The 17,760-nt window shown below is 66.9% G+C and carries 20 protein-coding genes; 11 read left to right on the top strand and 9 right to left on the bottom strand.

What is annotated here, in order from left to right:
• Positions 1-9 precede the first annotated feature (9 nt).
• From AC4D6D_RS04770 to AC4D6D_RS04750, 5 genes are all read left to right on the top strand, one after another.
• Complete coding sequence (locus tag AC4D6D_RS04770) at positions 10-231, top strand: type II toxin-antitoxin system antitoxin (RefSeq protein WP_491326720.1); 222 nt, start codon at positions 10-12, stop codon at positions 229-231.
• Positions 228-530 (top strand): hypothetical protein, encoded by a 303-nt coding sequence (locus AC4D6D_RS04765; protein ID WP_491326719.1) that lies wholly within the window; start codon positions 228-230, stop codon positions 528-530. Before AC4D6D_RS04770 ends, AC4D6D_RS04765 begins: the two co-directional genes overlap by 4 nt.
• A 77-nt stretch (positions 531-607) precedes the next feature.
• The gene (locus AC4D6D_RS04760) at positions 608-1,564 is read left to right on the top strand and encodes a right-handed parallel beta-helix repeat-containing protein (RefSeq protein ID WP_491326718.1); all 957 of its coding nucleotides are present in this window, start codon (positions 608-610) and stop codon (positions 1,562-1,564) included.
• A 62-nt stretch (positions 1,565-1,626) separates the two neighbouring features.
• Complete coding sequence (locus tag AC4D6D_RS04755; protein WP_491326717.1) at positions 1,627-1,998, top strand: hypothetical protein; 372 nt, start codon at positions 1,627-1,629, stop codon at positions 1,996-1,998.
• A gap of 64 nt (positions 1,999-2,062) precedes the next feature.
• A complete protein-coding gene (locus AC4D6D_RS04750; RefSeq protein WP_491326716.1) occupies positions 2,063-2,362 on the top strand; it encodes a hypothetical protein in 300 nt (99 codons plus the stop codon).
• Between the two features lie 104 nt (positions 2,363-2,466).
• Here the strand turns inward: AC4D6D_RS04750 and ribA are convergent, their stop codons facing one another.
• From ribA to AC4D6D_RS04710, 8 genes are all read right to left on the bottom strand, one after another.
• Positions 2,467-3,585 (bottom strand): GTP cyclohydrolase II, encoded by a 1,119-nt coding sequence (gene ribA, locus AC4D6D_RS04745; protein WP_491327204.1) that lies wholly within the window; start codon positions 3,583-3,585, stop codon positions 2,467-2,469.
• Positions 3,534-4,322 (bottom strand): exodeoxyribonuclease III, encoded by a 789-nt coding sequence (gene xth / locus AC4D6D_RS04740; protein WP_147218440.1) that lies wholly within the window; start codon positions 4,320-4,322, stop codon positions 3,534-3,536. Before xth ends, ribA begins: the two co-directional genes overlap by 52 nt.
• Positions 4,323-4,847: 525 nt before the next feature.
• Positions 4,848-5,504 (bottom strand): outer membrane lipoprotein carrier protein LolA, encoded by a 657-nt coding sequence (locus AC4D6D_RS04735; protein WP_147218438.1) that lies wholly within the window; start codon positions 5,502-5,504, stop codon positions 4,848-4,850.
• A 63-nt stretch (positions 5,505-5,567) separates the two neighbouring features.
• Positions 5,568-5,735 carry a 50S ribosomal protein L33 gene (gene rpmG / locus AC4D6D_RS04730; RefSeq protein ID WP_021232219.1) on the bottom strand — a complete coding sequence of 56 codons (168 nt, stop codon included), beginning with the start codon at positions 5,733-5,735 and terminating at the stop codon, positions 5,568-5,570.
• 144 nt (positions 5,736-5,879) lie between these two features.
• Entirely contained in the window at positions 5,880-6,674 is a 795-nt protein-coding gene (gene ppk2 / locus AC4D6D_RS04725; protein WP_491326715.1) for a polyphosphate kinase 2, read from the bottom strand.
• A 15-nt stretch (positions 6,675-6,689) separates the two neighbouring features.
• Positions 6,690-7,502 (bottom strand): undecaprenyl-diphosphate phosphatase, encoded by an 813-nt coding sequence (locus AC4D6D_RS04720; RefSeq protein WP_491326714.1) that lies wholly within the window; start codon positions 7,500-7,502, stop codon positions 6,690-6,692.
• 149 nt (positions 7,503-7,651) lie between these two features.
• Positions 7,652-9,799 (bottom strand): M13 family metallopeptidase, encoded by a 2,148-nt coding sequence (locus AC4D6D_RS04715; RefSeq protein WP_491326713.1) that lies wholly within the window; start codon positions 9,797-9,799, stop codon positions 7,652-7,654.
• A 128-nt stretch (positions 9,800-9,927) separates the two neighbouring features.
• Positions 9,928-11,817, bottom strand: a complete 1,890-nt coding sequence (locus tag AC4D6D_RS04710) for an ABC transporter transmembrane domain-containing protein (protein ID WP_491326712.1) — start codon at positions 11,815-11,817, stop codon at positions 9,928-9,930.
• 188 nt (positions 11,818-12,005) lie between these two features.
• Between AC4D6D_RS04710 and AC4D6D_RS04705 the strand changes: the two genes are divergently transcribed.
• The 5 genes from AC4D6D_RS04705 (at position 12,006) to AC4D6D_RS04685 (ending at position 16,392) form a co-directional block, all read left to right on the top strand.
• The gene (locus AC4D6D_RS04705) at positions 12,006-13,250 is read left to right on the top strand and encodes a polyhydroxyalkanoate depolymerase (protein WP_491326711.1); all 1,245 of its coding nucleotides are present in this window, start codon (positions 12,006-12,008) and stop codon (positions 13,248-13,250) included.
• A 185-nt stretch (positions 13,251-13,435) separates the two neighbouring features.
• Complete coding sequence (locus AC4D6D_RS04700) at positions 13,436-14,134, top strand: murein L,D-transpeptidase catalytic domain-containing protein (RefSeq protein WP_491326710.1); 699 nt, start codon at positions 13,436-13,438, stop codon at positions 14,132-14,134.
• Positions 14,135-14,213: 79 nt separating this feature from the next.
• On the top strand, positions 14,214-14,822 hold the full coding sequence (locus AC4D6D_RS04695) for a TetR/AcrR family transcriptional regulator (RefSeq protein WP_491326709.1): 609 nt from the start codon (positions 14,214-14,216) through the stop codon (positions 14,820-14,822).
• Positions 14,819-15,808, top strand: coding sequence for an XdhC family protein (locus tag AC4D6D_RS04690; protein WP_491326708.1), 990 nt, complete (start codon positions 14,819-14,821; stop codon positions 15,806-15,808). The genes AC4D6D_RS04695 and AC4D6D_RS04690 overlap by 4 nt, the downstream gene beginning before the upstream one ends.
• On the top strand, positions 15,805-16,392 hold the full coding sequence (locus AC4D6D_RS04685) for a nucleotidyltransferase family protein (RefSeq protein ID WP_491326707.1): 588 nt from the start codon (positions 15,805-15,807) through the stop codon (positions 16,390-16,392). The genes AC4D6D_RS04690 and AC4D6D_RS04685 overlap by 4 nt, the downstream gene beginning before the upstream one ends.
• 4 nt (positions 16,393-16,396) lie before the next feature.
• Here the strand turns inward: AC4D6D_RS04685 and AC4D6D_RS04680 are convergent, their stop codons facing one another.
• Positions 16,397-16,906 carry a YqgE/AlgH family protein gene (locus tag AC4D6D_RS04680; RefSeq protein ID WP_186829975.1) on the bottom strand — a complete coding sequence of 170 codons (510 nt, stop codon included), beginning with the start codon at positions 16,904-16,906 and terminating at the stop codon, positions 16,397-16,399.
• Between the two features lie 155 nt (positions 16,907-17,061).
• Between AC4D6D_RS04680 and AC4D6D_RS04675 the strand changes: the two genes are divergently transcribed.
• Complete coding sequence (locus AC4D6D_RS04675) at positions 17,062-17,754, top strand: fumarylacetoacetate hydrolase family protein (protein WP_491326706.1); 693 nt, start codon at positions 17,062-17,064, stop codon at positions 17,752-17,754.
• Positions 17,755-17,760: the final 6 nt, after the last annotated feature.

The raw sequence follows: 17,760 nt of genomic DNA, 5'->3' as shown, positions 1-17,760 counted from the left end.
CGCGGACGGATGGCGAGTCCGAGCAAGAAGGCCTTTGCCCTGCGGCTGGACCCGGCGCTGCACGAAGCGCTGGAACGCTGCGCCGCGGCCGACTTCCGCTCGGTCAATGCCCAGGTCGAAGTGCTGCTGCGCGAGGCGCTCGCCCGGCGCGGGATGAAAGTGGAAGTCAGCGAGCCAGCCCGCCGGGGCCGCCCGCCTGCCGCGCCGGACAGCCAGGAGGATAAGGCATGAGTCAGGAAGATACCCTGTTCGTCTGCTATCGGAAGGGTTGGCAGTTCAATTGCCAGCCGCGCGGCCGCGCCGGATGGCTGGCCCTTGCGGGCTGGACGCTTCCATTCCTGCCCTTGAGCCTCGGGCTGGCATGGCTGCTGCTGCGCTTTCCCGAAAACGTGCCGGCCATCGTCGTTGCCTTTACGCTGATCGTGGCGGTGTGGACCGCCGTCATGATGATATGGATCGTCAGCCACAGCGAGATGGTAGACCTCAAGACAGAGCTTAAGCCGGAACGCCGCCGGAAGGACCGCCGATAGCGCTGAAGCTCTGTCCCGCCGTGGGACGCGGCAAAAGGCGGTGCAGCGTTCCGCTCCGCAGGCGCTAGACCGGTGCCATGAACCGCTCGACCCGACTCGCTCTCGCCTGCGGCCTTCCGCTGCTCGCCGCCGTTCCCGCCGCCACCTCGTTCGGCCAGACGGAGAACGCCGCGCCCTATACCGTGGTCGAGACCGGGCGCAGCTTCACCCGCCTTCAGGACGCGGTCGACGCCATCGGCGATGGCAACGGCACGATCCGCTTCGCCTCGCTGCGCTTCTCCGACTGCGCGGTGCAGAGCAAGGGCGAGATCACGTATCAGGCGCAGGTCCCCGGCCAGTCGGTGCTCGACGGCAAGGCCTGCGAGGACAAGGCCGCGCTGGTCCTGCGCGGGCGCGGCGCCCGGATCGAGGGGCTGGTCTTCGCCAATATCCGCGTGCCCGACAAGAACGGCGCGGGCGTGCGGCTGGAGCACGGCAACCTCTCGGTCTCGCAGGCCTGGTTCCGCGACAGCGAGCAGGGCCTGCTCAGCGGCGAGGACCCACAAGGCACGATCCTGATCGACAAGTCCACTTTCACCCGCCTCGGCACGTGCGAGGGATCGGGCTGCGCCCATTCGCTCTACATCGGCAACTACGGCTCGCTGACGGTGACGCGCAGCCGCTTCGAAGCAGGCACCGGCGGCCACTACGTGAAGAGCCGTGCGGCGCGGGTGGAGCTAACCGGCTCCAGCTTCGACGATTCGGCCGGGCGCGGCACCAACTACATGATCGACCTGCCCGAAGGCGCCACCGGGCGCATCGCCGGCAACTGGTTCGTGCAGGGCCGCGACAAGGAGAACTACTCCGCCTTCATCGCCGTCGCCGCCGAGCACCGCAGCCATCCTTCGGCGGGTCTGACGGTGGAGAACAACAATGCCCGCTTCGCCCCCGGCATCGACCGCCACAGCGCCTTCGTGGCCGACTGGTCCGGCGAGCCGCTGAAGCTCGGCGACAATGCGCTTGGCACCGGATTGACCTCTTTCGAGAAACGCTGAGCGCGCGCTCTAACCCCTCTGTCGGGCTTGTCTCGACTGCCGGTTGATCCTAGCTTTCGAGGATGCCGAGCGGCCCGCAACAGATACTGGCCTCCTTCACGCGTCTCCGAATCTGGGCGCTGCTGCTGCTGGCCGCGATCGGCCTTCAGGCAGCCGAGCCGATTCGCGCGCCGCTGGAGCGGACACAGGGCTCGGCTTTCAGCGCGGCCACCGCCGATCTGGCGCTGGCAACCGGACGCCGGGTCGAGACCGGCAAGGCGCAGGCCCTGCCCACGACCGCGCTCCCGACGATCGCGCCGACTGCCCTCGCAACCCCGCGCCTCGCCCTCCTGCCCACGACCACGCCCCCGCACTTGCGACCCGAGGTACGCGGCCCGCCGCCGCGCGGTCACCCCGCGCGGCTTCCCGACAGCACCGCACCGCCGCTCGCCTGATCCGCCTCGCCCGGCGCCGCTTTCTCGCGCGCGCCGTCTCCGAATGCAGATCAGGACCGCCACCATGTCTTCAGAAAATATCGAGGCCCTGCGCACCGCCGACCGCACGCGCATGGCATCCCTCTTCGTCCGCTATCCTGCGCTGACGGAAGCCGAACTCGAAGAAATCCACGCCTGGTTCAACCGGCGCGCGACCTCGCTCGACCTCGGCCTGCTCGCCGCCACGCCAGAAATCGCCGAACAGTTCCAGGAATACCGCGCCCAGCATCACGACCGCTTCAAGCCGAGCGACATCGGCAAGGCGGCGCTGTTCATAGGCGCGGTTGCAGCCGTCGTCGGATCGATCGTTCTCATGATCCCCTGACCGACGGTCCCGGAGCGCGGCCCCCCTCATACCCTCGTTCGCGCTCCGGGCTTTTTGCTGCACAGGTCAACGCCTGTTCTTGCCCGGACTTCAGTCCGGACAAACTACAATATATGCCCGGTGCGGTCCCGCTTGGTTTCGAGATAGCGCGCATTGTGCGGGTTAGGCGGCAACTGGTGTGGCACCCGCTCGACCACCTCGACGCCCACACCTTCGAGCGCGGCGACTTTGGCCGGATTGTTGGTCATCAGCCGGATCGCCCCGACCCCGAGCAGGTCGAGCATCCGCGCCGCCACCGGGAAGTCCCGCGCTTCGGTCGGCAGGCCCAGGCGGTTGTTGGCATCCACCGTGTCGTAGCCGAGATCCTGAAGGCTATAGGCCCGCAGCTTGTTCACGAGACCGATACCGCGCCCTTCCTGCCGAAGGTAGAGCAGCACGCCCCAGCCCCCGTCCCTGGCCTCGTCGGCCATGGCCCGCAGCGCCGCATCGAGTTGCGGGCCGCAGTCGCATTTCAGGCTGCCGAGGATATCGCCGGTCAGGCATTCCGAGTGGAGCCGCACCAGCGGCGCCCGGTCGCCGTCCTGCTCGCCGATCACCAGCGCGACATGTTCGCGAAGGTCATCCAGCGAACGGAACGCGACGATCTCCGCCTCCTCGCAGGCCGCCACCGGCAGGCGCGCGCGCGAGGCGATGACGAGGCGGCCCGTATCCTTCCATTCCGCAAGATCCTCAGGCGAAACGGACTGCGCCTCGCCTTCGATGTCCGGCGCAACGAGGAAGGCAGGCAAGATACCGGCGAGCCGCGCCAGTTCCATGGCGGTGCGGGCGAGATCGATATCCTCGATATGCTCCGCCGCGAACGGGCCTTTCATCGGGTGAGCAAGGTCGAGCGCCGGGTCCGCCACGGCGCGGGCGGTCTCCAGATCGAACGGCTCGGCCGCGCGAATCAGCACGGGCGCCTCGGGAACGGCAGCCTCGCGCTGGTTGGCGAGCTTGAGCGTCACCGCCCGCGCCGCCGAGATCAGCATCCGCGGCGCCGTGACGCCGGGCGCGAAGCCGGTCTCGGCCGGGAGCAGGACATGACCTTCGCCCATCCGCACCGGCCAACCATGGCGCAGCGCGTCCAGCGCCAGCGCGACCCGGCGCGACCCGGCGGAGGGCAACTCGGTGCTCAGAGTTCGAACTCCGTGACGAGCGGAACGTGATCGCTCGGCTGTTCCCAGCGGCGGGTCTCCTCGACGAAGCTGTGCGCGCGCGCCTGCTTCGCAAGGTCGGGCGAGGCCCACATGTGGTCAAGGCGGCGGCCCTGGTCCTTCTGGCGCCAGTAGCTGCGGTAGGACCACCAGGAATAGTTGCGCTCGGGCGCGGGAATGAACTCGCGGCCAAGATCGACCCAGCCGTGCGCGTCGCGGAAGCGGCCCAGCGTCTCCACTTCGATCGGCGTGTGGCTGACGACCTTGAGCAGCGCCTTGTGGTTATAGACGTCCGATTCGAGCGGGGCGATGTTGAAGTCGCCGACGATCAGGGTGGGCCGGTCGATCTTGTCGGCCCAGCGCGTCATGCGTTCGAGGAAGTCCAGCTTCTGGCCGAACTTCAGGTTCACCTCGCGATCGGCGATATCGCCGCCGGCGGGAATGTAGACGTTCTCCAGGATCATGCCCTGCCCGGCGCCTTGCAGTTCCACGCCGATGTGGCGGGCCTCGCCGTTGTCCTGCCAGTCATGGCGGCTGAACTCGGTGAACGGCACGCGGCTGACGGTGGCGACGCCGTGATAGCCCTTCTGCCCGTGGATCGCGCGATGGGTATAGCCGAGTCGCTCGAACATATCGTGCGGGAAGAGGTGCTCGGCGACCTTGATTTCCTGGAGGCAGAGCACGTCGGGCGACTGCTCGGTCAGGAAACGCTCGACCTGGTCGATGCGAAGGCGGACAGAATTGATGTTCCAGGTGGCGATCTTCATGCCGCAGGCAATAGGGATGCCCTTTGCGAATTTCCAGAGCCACGCCGCAAGAAAGCGGGACCCCCGCCTGCCCTACGGGCAGTTCATCCTGAGCGGCCGGCCTACCGCCAGCCGAAGGGCGGGGGCGACGTGCAACCGAAACACAGGCGCATTTTTTCTGGCTGATTTTTTCGTCCGGCGGGAGCGAGAATGCTGCCGATCGAGAACCGGAGCGGAGCGGCCTGAATGGCCGTGAGCACCGGAAGCGCAGAGCGGTAGCGTTCGCAGCCCCGCCGGGCGGAAAAGGCAGCCAGAAAAAACAAAAACCCTCGGTCCGGGGGCAGAGGACCGAGGGTTCATGTAAGCGTTCGTCACGCTAAATCAGAGGACCCTTGTGGAGGCGTGGGCAACAGGGGGGAAACCCGCCTCGAGCCGCTCTGACCATTTCAATGTAGGTGCTCTTGGCTTGCTGGCAAGTGAACGGAATTCAGAAAAGTGTCGCATTCCGTCGCAGTCAGCGGGCAACTCGCGACCAAGCGTTGCCCTTTATCGACGAGTCCTGGGGCGCGGATCATTCCAACGGAAATCGTTGTCCGTCACTGGGACGCCGTAGCGTTGATTCGATAGCGCGATCGTCGTGCGCTTGTTCTGCGAATCGAGCGCGACCCAGTAGCTGAGTTCCAGCCCGCCCGGTGCCGAGGCCTTGCGGGTGAAGATCAGGGTGATGACGCCGTACTCGGGATGCGAGCGATCGCGGACCTCGATGCTGACGACGTTGGGATTGCCGGTCTGCTTGACCGTGCCGAACTTCGCCACGTCACGCTTTGGGTCGAGCAGTGCGCCGAGCGGGCTGTTGCTGATCGGCCAGCGCTGCACCTGCCGCACCGAATAGTCGATCATGGTCAGCGCCTTGCCGTCGCTGACGATCAGCATCTGGGCGCTCTTCTCGTACTGGAAGCGGATTTTGCCGGGACGCATCAGCGTCAGTTCACCGGTCAGACTCTGGCCGTTGCGGTCCGTCTGGACGAAATCGGCCTTCATCGTCGAGATCGCGCGCAGCGCCTCGACGGCCTGGTTAAGCTGCGCAGCGTCGGCAGACGGGGCCGCAAGCGCGGGCGCCGCCGGAAGGAGGGCAGGAACGCAAAGCGCGGCCAAACTGGCCGCGCTTACGCAAGAGCGAAAGATCTTGAAGGTGCGGTTCATGATGCTCCCATTGGGTTTGCAGGCTTGAACCGCCCCTTAATCGCAAAGTTCCCGAAGGAAACCTTACTTGATCTTGGCTTCCTTGAAGTCGACGTGCTTGCGCACGACGGGGTCGTACTTGCGGAAGGTCATCTTCTCGGTCGTGTTGCGCGGGTTCTTCTTCGTGACGTAGAAGAAGCCGGTGTCGGCGGTCGAGACAAGACGGATCTTGACGGTTGCGGGCTTCGCCATGGCGGTTTCCTGTATCTCTCGTTTCAGCCGCCCTGGCCGGCCGGCGTTCCGTTGAAAAATTTCAGGGCGGCAATCGAGCGCCGCCCCTCAAGGTTGCGGCCCATGCGATAGTGACAGCCCAAAGTCAAGCGCAGGAGGCTTGATTCACTCCGTATCGAAGGAGTCGATCGGCTTCAGAACGCCGAATTTCTCGTTGTAGGGCGCGTGATTCAGCTTCGGCATCTTGATCGTCTGCGGCTCGACCTTGGTATCCGGCAGGCGGTCCAGCAGGTCGCGCACCAGCGTGAGCCGACCGATTCGCTGGTCGTTGAAGTCAACCACCGTCCACGGCGCATGTTTCTTGTGCGTGGCCTTGAGCATGACCTCGCGCGCCTTGGTATAGTCGTCGTAGCGTTCACGCGCGGCGACGTCGATCGGCGAGAGCTTCCAGCGCTTGAGCGGATCGTCGAGTCGCTCGTGGAGGCGCTCCTCCTGCTTGTCCTGGTCGCAGGCGAGCCAGTACTTGAACAGCAGGATGCCGTCGTCGACGAGCATGCGCTCGAACACCGGGGCCTGCTGGAGGAAGCGCTTCACTTCCGAGCCGGTCGCGAAGCCCATGACTTTCTCGACCCCGGCCCGGTTGTACCAGCTGCGGTCGAACAGCACGATCTCGCCGCGGGTCGGCAGGTGCTCGGCATAGCGCTGGAAGTACCACTGGCCCTGCTCGCGCTCGCTGGGCGCGGTGAGCGCGACGGTGCGGCACTGGCGGGGATTGAGCTGGCCGCCCACGGCCTTGATCGCCCCGCCCTTGCCCGCCGTGTCCCGTCCTTCGAACAGGACGACGATGCGGGCGCCGGTGGAGGAAGCCCAGCGGGCCATGCCCACCAGCTCCTCCTGCATCGGCTCCAGCAGCTTCTCGTAGTCGTTACGGCCGAGCTTCTTGTGATCGTTCTCGGCCATGGTTCAAATCCCTGATCAGACCCGCGAAAGCAGGAAAAGTGCAAGTGCGCCGGCGACGATACGATACCAGGCGAACGGTGCAAAGCCCGAGCGGCTGACGAAGGCCATGAAGGCCTTGATGACGACCAGCGCCACCACGAAGGAAACGGCGAAGCCGATCCCGATCTCGCCCCAGCCCACCGCGCCGGTGCCCGCCATCAGTTCCTTGTGATGCTTGAGCAGTTCCAGCGTCGTCGCGCCGATCATCGTCGGCACGGCCAGGAAGAAGCTGAACTCGGCCGCCGTCCGGCGCTCGATCCCCATCGACAGCGCGCCCATGATCGTCGCGCCCGAACGGCTGACGCCCGGAACCATCGCCAGGCACTGCGCAAAGCCGACGCCGATGCACTTGACGGCGGGCAGCTCGGAAACGCCGGTCAGCGGACCGGGCTTCGCCACTTTCTCGATCCCGAGAATGGCGATGCCGCCGATGATCAGCGCCCAGGCGACCACGGCGGGTTCGCCCAGCAGGCCTTCGATATAGTTGTTGAACAGCAGGCCCAGCACCGCCGAGGGAATGAACGCCAGCAGCACGTTGCGCACGAAACGGATCGAGTTGGGATTGAGCTTGAGCAGCCCTATGCCCACCGCCCAGAACGTGCGCCAGAACTGCACGATCACCGCCAGGATCGCGCCCAGCTGGATGACGATGTTGAAAGTGGCCCACTGGCTCGAATCGTACCCGAACAGCCGTGTGGCCAAAATCAGGTGGCCGGTCGAGGAGACGGGCAGGAATTCGGTGAGGCCCTCGACAATGCCGAGGAGTATCGCGGTAAGGGTCAAGCTCATGGGGTCGAGGTCATGCCGGACGTATCGGTCAAGTCAACCCGCTGGACGGCGCTCTAGTCCCTATAGTCGTTCAGAAAATACGGTTGGCCGCGTTTTGAAGTTCGGGGCCCGGTCCATGTCGAACCGAGCCCCGTTTCCTTACAGTTTCCTTACCAGATCCGCACGCGCTGGGCGGGCGGCAGGTAGAGGGCGTCGCCAGGCTTCACGCCGAAGGCCTTGTACCATTCGTCGAAGTTACGGACGATGCCGTTGATGCGGTAATGCGCGGGCGAGTGCGGATCGGTGATGAGCTGCTGGCGCACCGATTCCTCGCGGTACTTGCTGCGCCAGACTTGCGCCCAGGCCATGAAGAAGCGCTGGTCGCCGGTCAGGCCGTCGATCACCGGGGCTTCCTTGCCGTTCAGCGAGAGCTTGTAGGCGCGGTAGGCCAGGCTGAGGCCGCCGAGGTCGCCGATGTTCTCGCCCATGGTCAGCTTGCCGTTGACGCAGGTCTTGCCGTCGTCGAACGGGCAGAAGCTGTTGTACTGGGCTTCCAGACGGTCCTGGAGCTTCTGGAAGTTGGCCTTGTCCGCCGCGCTCCACCAGTCGCGCAAGTTGCCGGTGCCGTCGGACTTGGCGCCCTGGTCGTCGAAACCATGGCCCATCTCGTGGCCGATCACCGCGCCGATGCCGCCGTAGTTGACCGCCGGGTCAGCCGAGACGTTGAAGAACGGCGGCTGGAGGATGGCGGCCGGGAACACGATCTCGTTGAACGGCGGGTTGTAGTAGGCGTTGACCGTCTCGGGCAGCATGAACCATTCGGTCTTGTCGACCGGCTGGCCGATGCGCTTCATCTGGTCGTCGTTCTCCCACGAACCGGCGGCAATCGCGTTGCCGAGCGGATCGGTGGCCGAGAAGGTCAGGCCTTCGTATTCCTTGTACTTCGCCGGGGCGCCGATCTTGGGATTGAAGGCATCGAGCTTGGCCTGGGCCTCCTTGCGGGTTTCCGGGCCCATCCAGGCCAGGTCCTTGAGGTTGACCGCCATGGCCTTGCGCAAGTTGGCGACGAGGTCGGTCATCGCCGCCTTGGCTTCGGGCGGATAGTACTTTTCGGCATAGATCTTGCCGACGAGTTCACCGGCCATGCCCTCGACCGCGGCGACGCCGCGCTTCCAGCGGGCGCGCTGCTCGGGCTGGCCGCTCATGACCTTGCCGTAGAAGGCGAAGTTGGCATCGTCGATGTCGCTGGGCAGCACGGCGGCGTTGCTGCGCAGGAAGTGCGCCGCGAGCCAGGCCTGCCAGGTGGCGACCGGCACGTCCGAGACCAGCTTGGCCACGGCGGGAACGCCGCCGCCGAACAGGGTCTGCGCCTTGGCGGGATCGATGCGCGCAGCCTTCAGCTCTTCCGGCGTCGGCGGCATTTCTGTGGCGAGCACGTAGCCCGCCTTGCCCGCGCCCATCGTGTCCATGAAGGTGCGCATCAGGCCGGGGGCGCCGAGGCCTTCGAATTCGGCCAGGGTCAGCTTGTTGTAGGTAAGGTCCGGGTCGCGGCTGGCGGCACGGTCCCAGTCGGCCTGGGCGATGCGGGTTTCCAGCGCCACGACCGACTTGGCGGCAGTCGCCGGATCGGCATAACCCGCCTTGCCGAGCAGGAAGGTAAGGTAGTCGGTGTACTTGGCGCGCAGGTCCTGCGAACGCTGGTCGTTCTTCAGGTAGTAGTCGCGGTCGGGCAGGCCGAGACCGCCGACGCCCACCTGGAAGGCGTTGATGTCGCTCTGCTTCTCGTCGGGGCCGACATAGGCGCCGAGCGGCGAGGAGAAGCCGGGCGAGGCGAAGATCTTCATCAGGTCGTCGGGCGTCTTGGCGGCGAAGATGCGCTCAAGGTAAGGCTGCGCCGGGGCCAGACCGGCCTTGTTGATCGCATCGACGTCCATGAAGGCCGCATAGGCCGCCTCGACGCGGGCGGCATCGCTACCGGGTGCGGGCTTGGAGGCGATCAGTTCGTCCATGATGGCGTGGACGCGCTGTTCCGAAAGGTCGCGCAGCGCGGTGAACGAACCCCAGTTGGTGCGGTCGGCGGGGAGCACGACAGCGGCTTCCCACTTGCCGTTCACGAACTTGTCGAAGTCGGCGCCGGGCTTGGCGGCCTTGTCCTGCCACTGGGTCTGGATGCCGGACTTGCCCCAGTCCATCTTCGCCGGGTCGATCTGCATCGGGTCCGAAGACGCGGGCGTTTCGGCCAGCGCCGGAACGGCGGAAAAGCTGAGTGCGGTAGCGAGCGCTGTCGAAGCGAGCACCCGGCCGAGAATGCGGGTCATGGTCCCACCTTTCTGATTTGCATGACACGAACGGTCTGGCGACAAGCCGGAACGGCCCGTCGATAGCAGCGCAACATAATTGCCATATTCGGCAACGCCAGTCCCGAAATGTCGTTTGTCGGCCCCGATCAGGCGTTCGTCGAACGGGCGAAGGCGGCAACCGAGTCCGCATCGAACTGGAGCGAGGCCAGCCGCGCATAGAGGCCGCCCGCCCGGCTCAGGCTCTCGTGCGTGCCCTGTTCGGCGATGCGGCCGCCGTCCATCACCACGATCCGGTCCGCCTTGCGCACGGTGGCAAGGCGATGCGCGATCACCAGGGTCGTGCGGTTCTCCATCAGGTGCTCCAGCGCGTCCTGCACCAGCCGCTCGCTTTCGGCGTCGAGCGCGCTGGTCGCTTCGTCCAGCAGCAGGATCGGCGCGTCGCGCAGCAGGGCGCGGGCGATGGCGATGCGCTGGCGCTGACCGCCGGACAGGCGCGCGCCGTCCTCGCCGAGGAAAGTGTCGAGGCCCTGCGGCAATTCGCGCAGGAAACCTTCGGCATTGGCGGCGCGGGCAGCCTGCCAAATCGCCTCGTCGTCCGCCTGCTGGTTGCCGTAGCGCAAGTTGTCGCGCGCGGAAGCGGCGAAGAGCACGCCTTCCTGCGGCACGAGCGCGATGCGCTGGCGCACTTCGGAGGGATCGGCGGACGTCAGCGGCACACCGTCGATCTTGATAGCGCCGCTCTGGGGATCGTAGAAACGCTCGGCCAACTGGAACAGCGTGGACTTGCCCGCGCCCGAAGGCCCGACGATCGCCACCGTCTCGCCCGGCTCGATCGAGAGGCTGAAATCGTGAAGTGCCGCCAGTTCCGGGCGCGAGGGATAGCGGAACGTCACGCGCTCGAAGGCGAGCTTGCCGCGCCCCGGCGAAGGCAGCGCCAGCGGGCGCGCCGGAGCGGTGATCGTCGGATGCTCGCTGAGCAGTTCGGCGAGGCGGCTGGCAGCACCCGCACCGCGCACGAGATCGCCGTAGACTTCGGTGAGCGAGCCGAAAGCGCCCGCGACGATGCCCGCCGTCACCACGAAAGCGGCTATCGTGCCGCCGGTGATCGTCCCCTCGGCCACGCCGATCGCGCCGCGCCACATGATGACGGTGATCGAGGCGAAGATCAGGAACATGATTGTCGCGGTCATCACCGCGCGCAAGGCGATGCGGTGTCTCCCGGTCTCGAAAGTCCGCTCGACCGCGCCGGAGAAGCGCTCCAGCTCGCGGCCTTCCTGGTTGAAGGCCTGGACCACGCGCAGGGCGCCGAAGACCTCGCTGGTGGTCGCGCCGATGTCCGCCACCCGGTCCTGGCTCTGCCGGGCGACGGCGCGCAATCGGCGCCCGAAGGCGGCGATCGGCAGGATCACCACCGGAATCGCGACGACGAGACCCAGCGTCAGGGTCGGCGCCAGCACGAAGAGATAGGCCACCCCGCCTACCGCCATGATCGCATTGCGCAGCGCCACCGAGACCGTGGTGCCCACCACCGTCTCGATGATGGCGGTGTCCGCCGTCATCCGCGAGGCGATTTCCTTGGGGCTGTTCTCCTCGAAGAAGCTGGGCGACAACGTCAGCAGGTGCCGCTGCACACGCAGGCGCACGTCGGCAACGACGCGCTCGCCCAGCCACGAGACGCTGTAGAAGCGGATCGCCGTCGCCACCGAAAGCACGGTGACGACGCCCAGCAGCATGACGAACCACCAGCGGATCGCCGCGGGATCGGCACCCTGCGCGAAGCCCTGATCGACGATCTGGCGGAAACCGTAGGGGATCGCGAGAGTGGACGTCGCCGTCGTCAGCAGCGCGAGACCGGCGATCGCCATGCGTCCGGGATAATTGAACAGTTCGCGCCAGACCATGCGGAGCGCGCCCAGATTCCCCCGGCCGCCCCCACGCCCTCCCTTGCGGCGCGGAGCCCCGGCTTCGGTGCCACGCCCGGTGACGGTGGCGTTCTCGTTCTTGGGCAGCCCGTCCTGCCCCGCGTTGGCGTCCATAGGCGCGGCCTTATCCTGTCCCCGGCCCGAGGAAAAGATATATGAAAAGCGCCTTTACGATCAAAGCCTTCGCATCCGTCGATGGCTGCAATCGGGTTTACCGCATTGCGCAGGCAACGATTCGGTCCCAAATGGCCTTTATACCTAGCAGGGACGGCCTGGTCGCATTGCCGTTCGGGAGATCCATCTTGCTTTACAACGCTTACGAATTGCAGCGCACCATGCTGAGCGGCGCCGCCGCCTGGGCTTCGGTAAGCTCCGAACTTCTCAGCAATCCCGCCCTTCCCATGGGTTACTTCGGCTTCGGCCCGGTCATGGCCTCGGCCCTTGACGTCTTCGCCCATGCCGCCGCGCCGCGCGGCAAGCCCGCCTTCGACATCGAGACCGTCACCACCGGCGGCAAGACTTACGACATCACCGAATCGATCGTGCTGCGCCGCCCCTTCGGCGACCTGATCCGCTTCACCCACGCCGGCCTGCCCAAGGACGCGCCCAAGCTGCTGGTCGTGGCGCCGATGAGCGGCCACTTCGCCACCCTGCTGCGCGGCACCGTCGCCCGCATGCTGGAAAGCTGCGAAGTCTACATCACCGACTGGGCCGACGCGAAGCTGGTGCCCTCGGATGCGGGCCGTTTCGACCTAGACGACTATATCGACTACCTGATCGGCTTCCTCGAACACATCGGACCCGGCGCCCACATGCTGGCCGTCTGCCAGCCCTCGGTCCCGGCTTTCGCCGCCGCCGCGATCATGGGCAAGCAGCAGCACCCCTGCCGCCCGGCCACGCTGACCATGATGGGCGGCCCGGTCGATACCCGCGAGGCCCCGACCAGCGTCAACGACGTGGCGATGCAGCAGCCGCTCTCGTGGTTCGAGAACAACGTCATCGCCACCGTTCCGCTCACTTATCCGGGCGCCGGTCGCAAGGTCTATCCGGGCTTCCTCCAGCTCGCGGGCTTCATGGCGATGAACCTCGGCAACCACATGATGAGCCACTATGGCATGTTCAAGCACCTCGTCACCGGCGACGGCGAAGGCGCGGCGGCCACCAAGGCCTTCTACGACGAATACCGCTCGGTCTGCGACATGACCGCCGACTACTATCTCCAGACCATCGAGCACGTGTTCCAGAAGCACTCGCTACCCAAGGGCGAATTCGTCCATCGCGGCGAACGCATCGACCCTTCCGCGATTCTCGACACCGCCCTTCTCGCGGTCGAGGGTGAGCGGGACGACATCTCCGGCATCGGCCAGACCAAGGCCGCGCTCAAGCTTGCCACCCATCTGCCGGACAGCAGGAAGAAGTACCTGCTTGCCGAGAACGTCGGCCATTACGGCATTTTCAACGGCAACAAGTGGCGCACCCGCATCGCTCCGGTGCTGGAGGACTGGATCCGCCAGCACGCCCGCAAGCCGCTGGAAGTCGCCGCCTGACGATTCCATTTGCCCGGTGGACGCGCTTTGCCTCCGCCGGGCCGAGCTTGCGAATCGCTGCCGCGCCGCCGAGGTCGGCAAACCGGTTAACCCTTGCGGTAGCCCGCCTTGCACGTGGGAACCGGGCGTCGATGGGACTGGAAAGTCCCCTGCGTTTAGGTTAACTTACCGGTATGGAACAGACGTTGGGTCGACGTGCTGTCCTCATGGGCGGACTGGCGGCGGGCGCAAGCCTGGCATTGCCGTCGCGCGTGCTGGCAGCAGAAAACACGGCAGGAACAGCGACGGGACAGATCGGTCCTGCCGGGCTGCCCTCTCTCGGTGGCGGCATCAGCACGCTGGACGCTGTACCGAGCGCCCTCACCCCCTATCAGCGCCGCATCCTCGATGTCGCCTCGCGGCAGGTGCAGCGCGTGCGCTCGCAGATCTGGCGGACCGACCTCGTCGGCATCGCCGATTTCGCACAGCCCTCGTGGAAGCCGCGCCTGCACTTCGCCAATATCGAGGCGGGCACGGTCCGCTCCTTCCTGCTCGCCCACGGGCGCGGCTCGGACCCGGCGCACAGCGGCTGGCTGCAGAGCTTTTCCAACCTGCCCGGATCGGAAGCCACCTCGCGCGGGGCCTTCCTGACTTGCGAGTGGTACTCGGGCAAGTACGGCACCTCGATCCGCCTCAAGGGCCTGGACAACGACAATTCGATGGCGCTCGAACGGGCCATCGTGATGCACCCGGCGTGGTACGTCGATGCGGCGATGATCCAGAAGTGGGGCAAGCTCGGCCGCAGCGAAGGCTGCTTCGCGATGAGCAACACCGACTTCAACGAAGCGCTCTGGCACCTTTCGGGCGGACGCCTGCTGTTCGCCGACCGCATCGGGGAATACTGAATCCCGTTCATCACGTCATGCAGCGATCCGCTGTAGCGCCGCGTTAGACACCCTTTCTCCGGGGTGTTACGGATCAGCCATGAACGGAAATCTCGCGGAATTCAGGAAGGACGCGCCTACCGACGCGCGGCAGGTGCGTTCCCGCAAGGTGCTGAACGCCGCCATGCTGTCCCTGCTTGAGGAAAAGACCTTCGACCAGATCACCATTCGCGAGATCTCGGCGCGGGCGGGCACCGGCTATGCCACCTTCTTCCGCCACTATTCGACGAAGGAAGCGCTGCTGGGAGATGTCGCCTCGGAAGAGATAGCCGGGCTGCTGGCCCTGACCATTCCCATCCTCCACGCCAACAGCTACGAATCCACGCTGGCGCTGTGCACCTACGTCGGCGAGCATCGGACGCTCTGGTCCGCCCTGCTGGCAGGCGGTGCCGCCGGGATCGTGCGGGAAGAGTTCATCCGGCAGGCGCGCGGCCTGATCGAGGGCCTCGCCGATCCGGCCGAGTGGCTGCCCCGGGATCTCGGTGTGGTGCACGGCACCGGCGCCACGATCGACATTCTCGGCTGGTGGCTGGCCAAGGGACAGGACCAGAGCGCCGAGGACACCGCGCGCATCCTTCATCGACTGGTCATCGCACCACTGGTGGGCGACGGCCTGGCAGTCCTCGATCAGGCGCGCCACCGGGAATGAGCGGACTGGAAAACGCCGACTGGCCGCTGTTCGGCTGGGTCGACGACATTCGACACCCCCTGGCACGCGCGCGAGACGGCGGCCACCCTGCCGCGCTCGCCACGCTCTACCGGGTCGAAGGCAGCGCGCCGCGCGGCCCCGGCGCGCAGATGCTGTTCGTCGCGCCCGACGATAGGGCCGACATCGATGCCAGCGGCTATTTTTCCGGAGACTGTATCGAAGGCGACGTGGCCGGCCATGCCATGCAGGTCCTCGCCGACGGTCTCCCGCGCCGCCTCCACTACGGCAACGGCAGTCCGTGGATCGACATCCGCCTGCGCTGCGGCGGCGCCCTGCATGTCCTGGTCGAGCGCATCGCCGCCGACAGTGCGGCGGCGGCCGAGTTGCTGCGCCACGGCGCGGCCCGCCGCGCCTGCCGCTGGCACAGCGACGGCACCGCACAGCACGTAACCGCCGATGCGGGACCGCTGCTCGACCTCTCCGAAACGCCGTTCTCGCTCGCCCGTCGCTATGACCCGCCCCGCCGCCTGATCGTTTCCGGCGGCGATCCGGGGGCCTTGGCAGCAGCCCGGCTTGCCGCCCTCTCGCAGTTCGAGACGATCCTGCTGCGTCCCGACGGCCCCACGGCGGCGCCGCCCTTCCCCGTCTCCCGTTACATGCGCAGCGATCCCGCGACGGCGCTGGCAGAGTTGGGAGTGGACCGCTGGACCGCCTATCTCGGCGCCACGCACGAGGATCACCACGATCTCGGCGGCTGCCTCGCCGCGCTGCGCGGCGGGGCGGGCTATGTCGGCATGATCGGCGCGAAGTCGCGCGCGGCGGCGCGGCGCGGTGCACTCGAAAATGCCGGAGCGACGCCGGAACAACTGGCCCGGCTCCATCTTTCGCCGGGCGTGGCCGGACTCGGCAAGTCGCCCTGGGAAGTCGCCACGGGGATCATCGCCGAGATCATGCAGGCGCTGAACCCGGCGCGCGAGCGGGCATGACTTTCGCCGCGCTCGTACTGGCAGCGGGAGCCTCGCGGCGGTTCGGCGGCGACAAGCTCTCCGCCCTGCTCGATGGCGAACCGCTGCTGTTCCACGCCGTCCGCGCCGCCCGCGCCGCGCCGGTCTCTCGCGTGCTCGTGGTGGCGCGGGACGGCCTCGACTGCGGAACATGGCCGGAAAACCCGCCGGTCGAAGTGCTCCGCATCACCAGCGACGCGCTGTCGGAATCGCTCAAGGCCGGGATCGCGGCCCTGCACGATACGAACGGCGTCTTCGTGTTCCTCGGCGACATGCCCCGCGTGCCCCATGACATGGCCGCGCGCCTCGCCGCCGGGATCGGGAGCGGGATCGGGGACGGCAGCGCCGCACTGCCCCGCCGCGACGGCAGGCCGGGCCATCCGGTACTGCTGTCCGCCCGCCTCTACCCCGAGATCGCGCGGCTCTCCGGCGACGAGGGCGCGGGACGCCTGCTGCGCGGCCGCGGGGATGTCATCTTCGTCGAGACCGAAGATCCGGCGGTCCATCTCGACATCGATCGCCCGCAGGATCTTGCCTTGCTGCGCGCAGCCGATACGCCGCGCTGACCCGTCAGGCGCTGCCGGTCTGGCTCGACAGCAGCGCCGGATCGATCCCCTCGGCCCGCCAGGTCGCGGTCCATCGATCGGCGACCGCCGTGTCGAACAGGATTTCCGGATGCGGATCCGCCGCGTACCAGCCATGCTGCCGCATCTCGCCTTCGAGCTGCCCCGGCGCCCAGCCCGCATAGCCCAGCGACATCAGCCAGCGCTTCGGCCCGCGCCCTTCGGCAATCGCCCGCAGCACATCCATCGAGGCGGAAAGCGAACAGAGCGGATGAACCTCGACCGTGTCGCTGCCGCCCCAGTCGGGCGAATGGAGCACGAAGCCGCGCCCCGGCTCGACCGGACCGCCTTCGTGGACCTCGCAGTCCGGCGCGACGCCGGGGTCGATGCCCAGTTCTTCGAGAATCTCGTGGAAGCGCACGCCTTCGCGCAGCCGGCCGATGCCGATGCCCAGCGCGCCGTTCTCGTCATGGACGCAAAGCACGCTCACGCTGTGGTCGAAGCGGGGATCGAACATGCCCGGCATCGCCAGCAGGAGCCGTCCGGATAAATATTGTTTCTCGGTCACATCGGCAAATGTAAGCCCTTCGCAGGGGACGGCAAGCGGGTTGCGCTTTTCCCGGCGGAGATCGCGCTTTATGGCTCCCGCCAAGCAAGGAAGGGAAATTGCGAGTGAGCCTGCTGTTCGAACTGCCCGAAGCCCCCGCCGTCTCCGTCCTGGGCGAGGATGCCCGCTACCCCGTGCGCCGGATTTTCTGCGTCGGGCGCAACTACGCAGCCCATGCGCGCGAACTCGGCAATGCGGTCGACCGCGAGGCGCCGATCTGGTTCACCAAGGCCCCCGCCGCGCTCTGCCATTCGGGCGGCGCAATCGCCTATCCGCCCGGCACGCAGGACTGCCATTACGAGATGGAACTCGTCGTCGCGCTGGGCGGCCACGGCTTCGAAGTCGCAGCGGAACAGGCCATGGACCTCGTCTACGGCTATGCCTGCGGGCTCGACATGACCCGGCGCGACCTCCAAAACGCCGCCAAGGCCAAGGGCTATCCCTGGGACATGGGCAAGGACTTCGAGAACGGCGCCGTGATAGGCGCCATCACCCGCGCCGAGGCGTTCGGCACGCCGGGCGAGCAGCGCATCACCCTCACCCAGAACGGCGAGCCCCGGCAGGACGCGCCGCTCTCCGAGATGATCTGGAGCCTGCCCGAACTGATCGCCGACCTTTCGCGCCTCTACCACCTTGCACCCGGCGACCTGATCTATACCGGCACGCCTGCGGGCGTAGGCCCGGTCGCACCGGGGGACCGGCTGGAAGGCCGCGTCGAAGGTCTTGAGCCCGTCGTCCTCACGATCGATCCGGCCTGACGTGAA

It is taken from the genome of Novosphingobium sp. BF6 (assembly GCF_058273105.1).
This window is presented reverse-complemented; position numbering and strand designations above follow the sequence as displayed.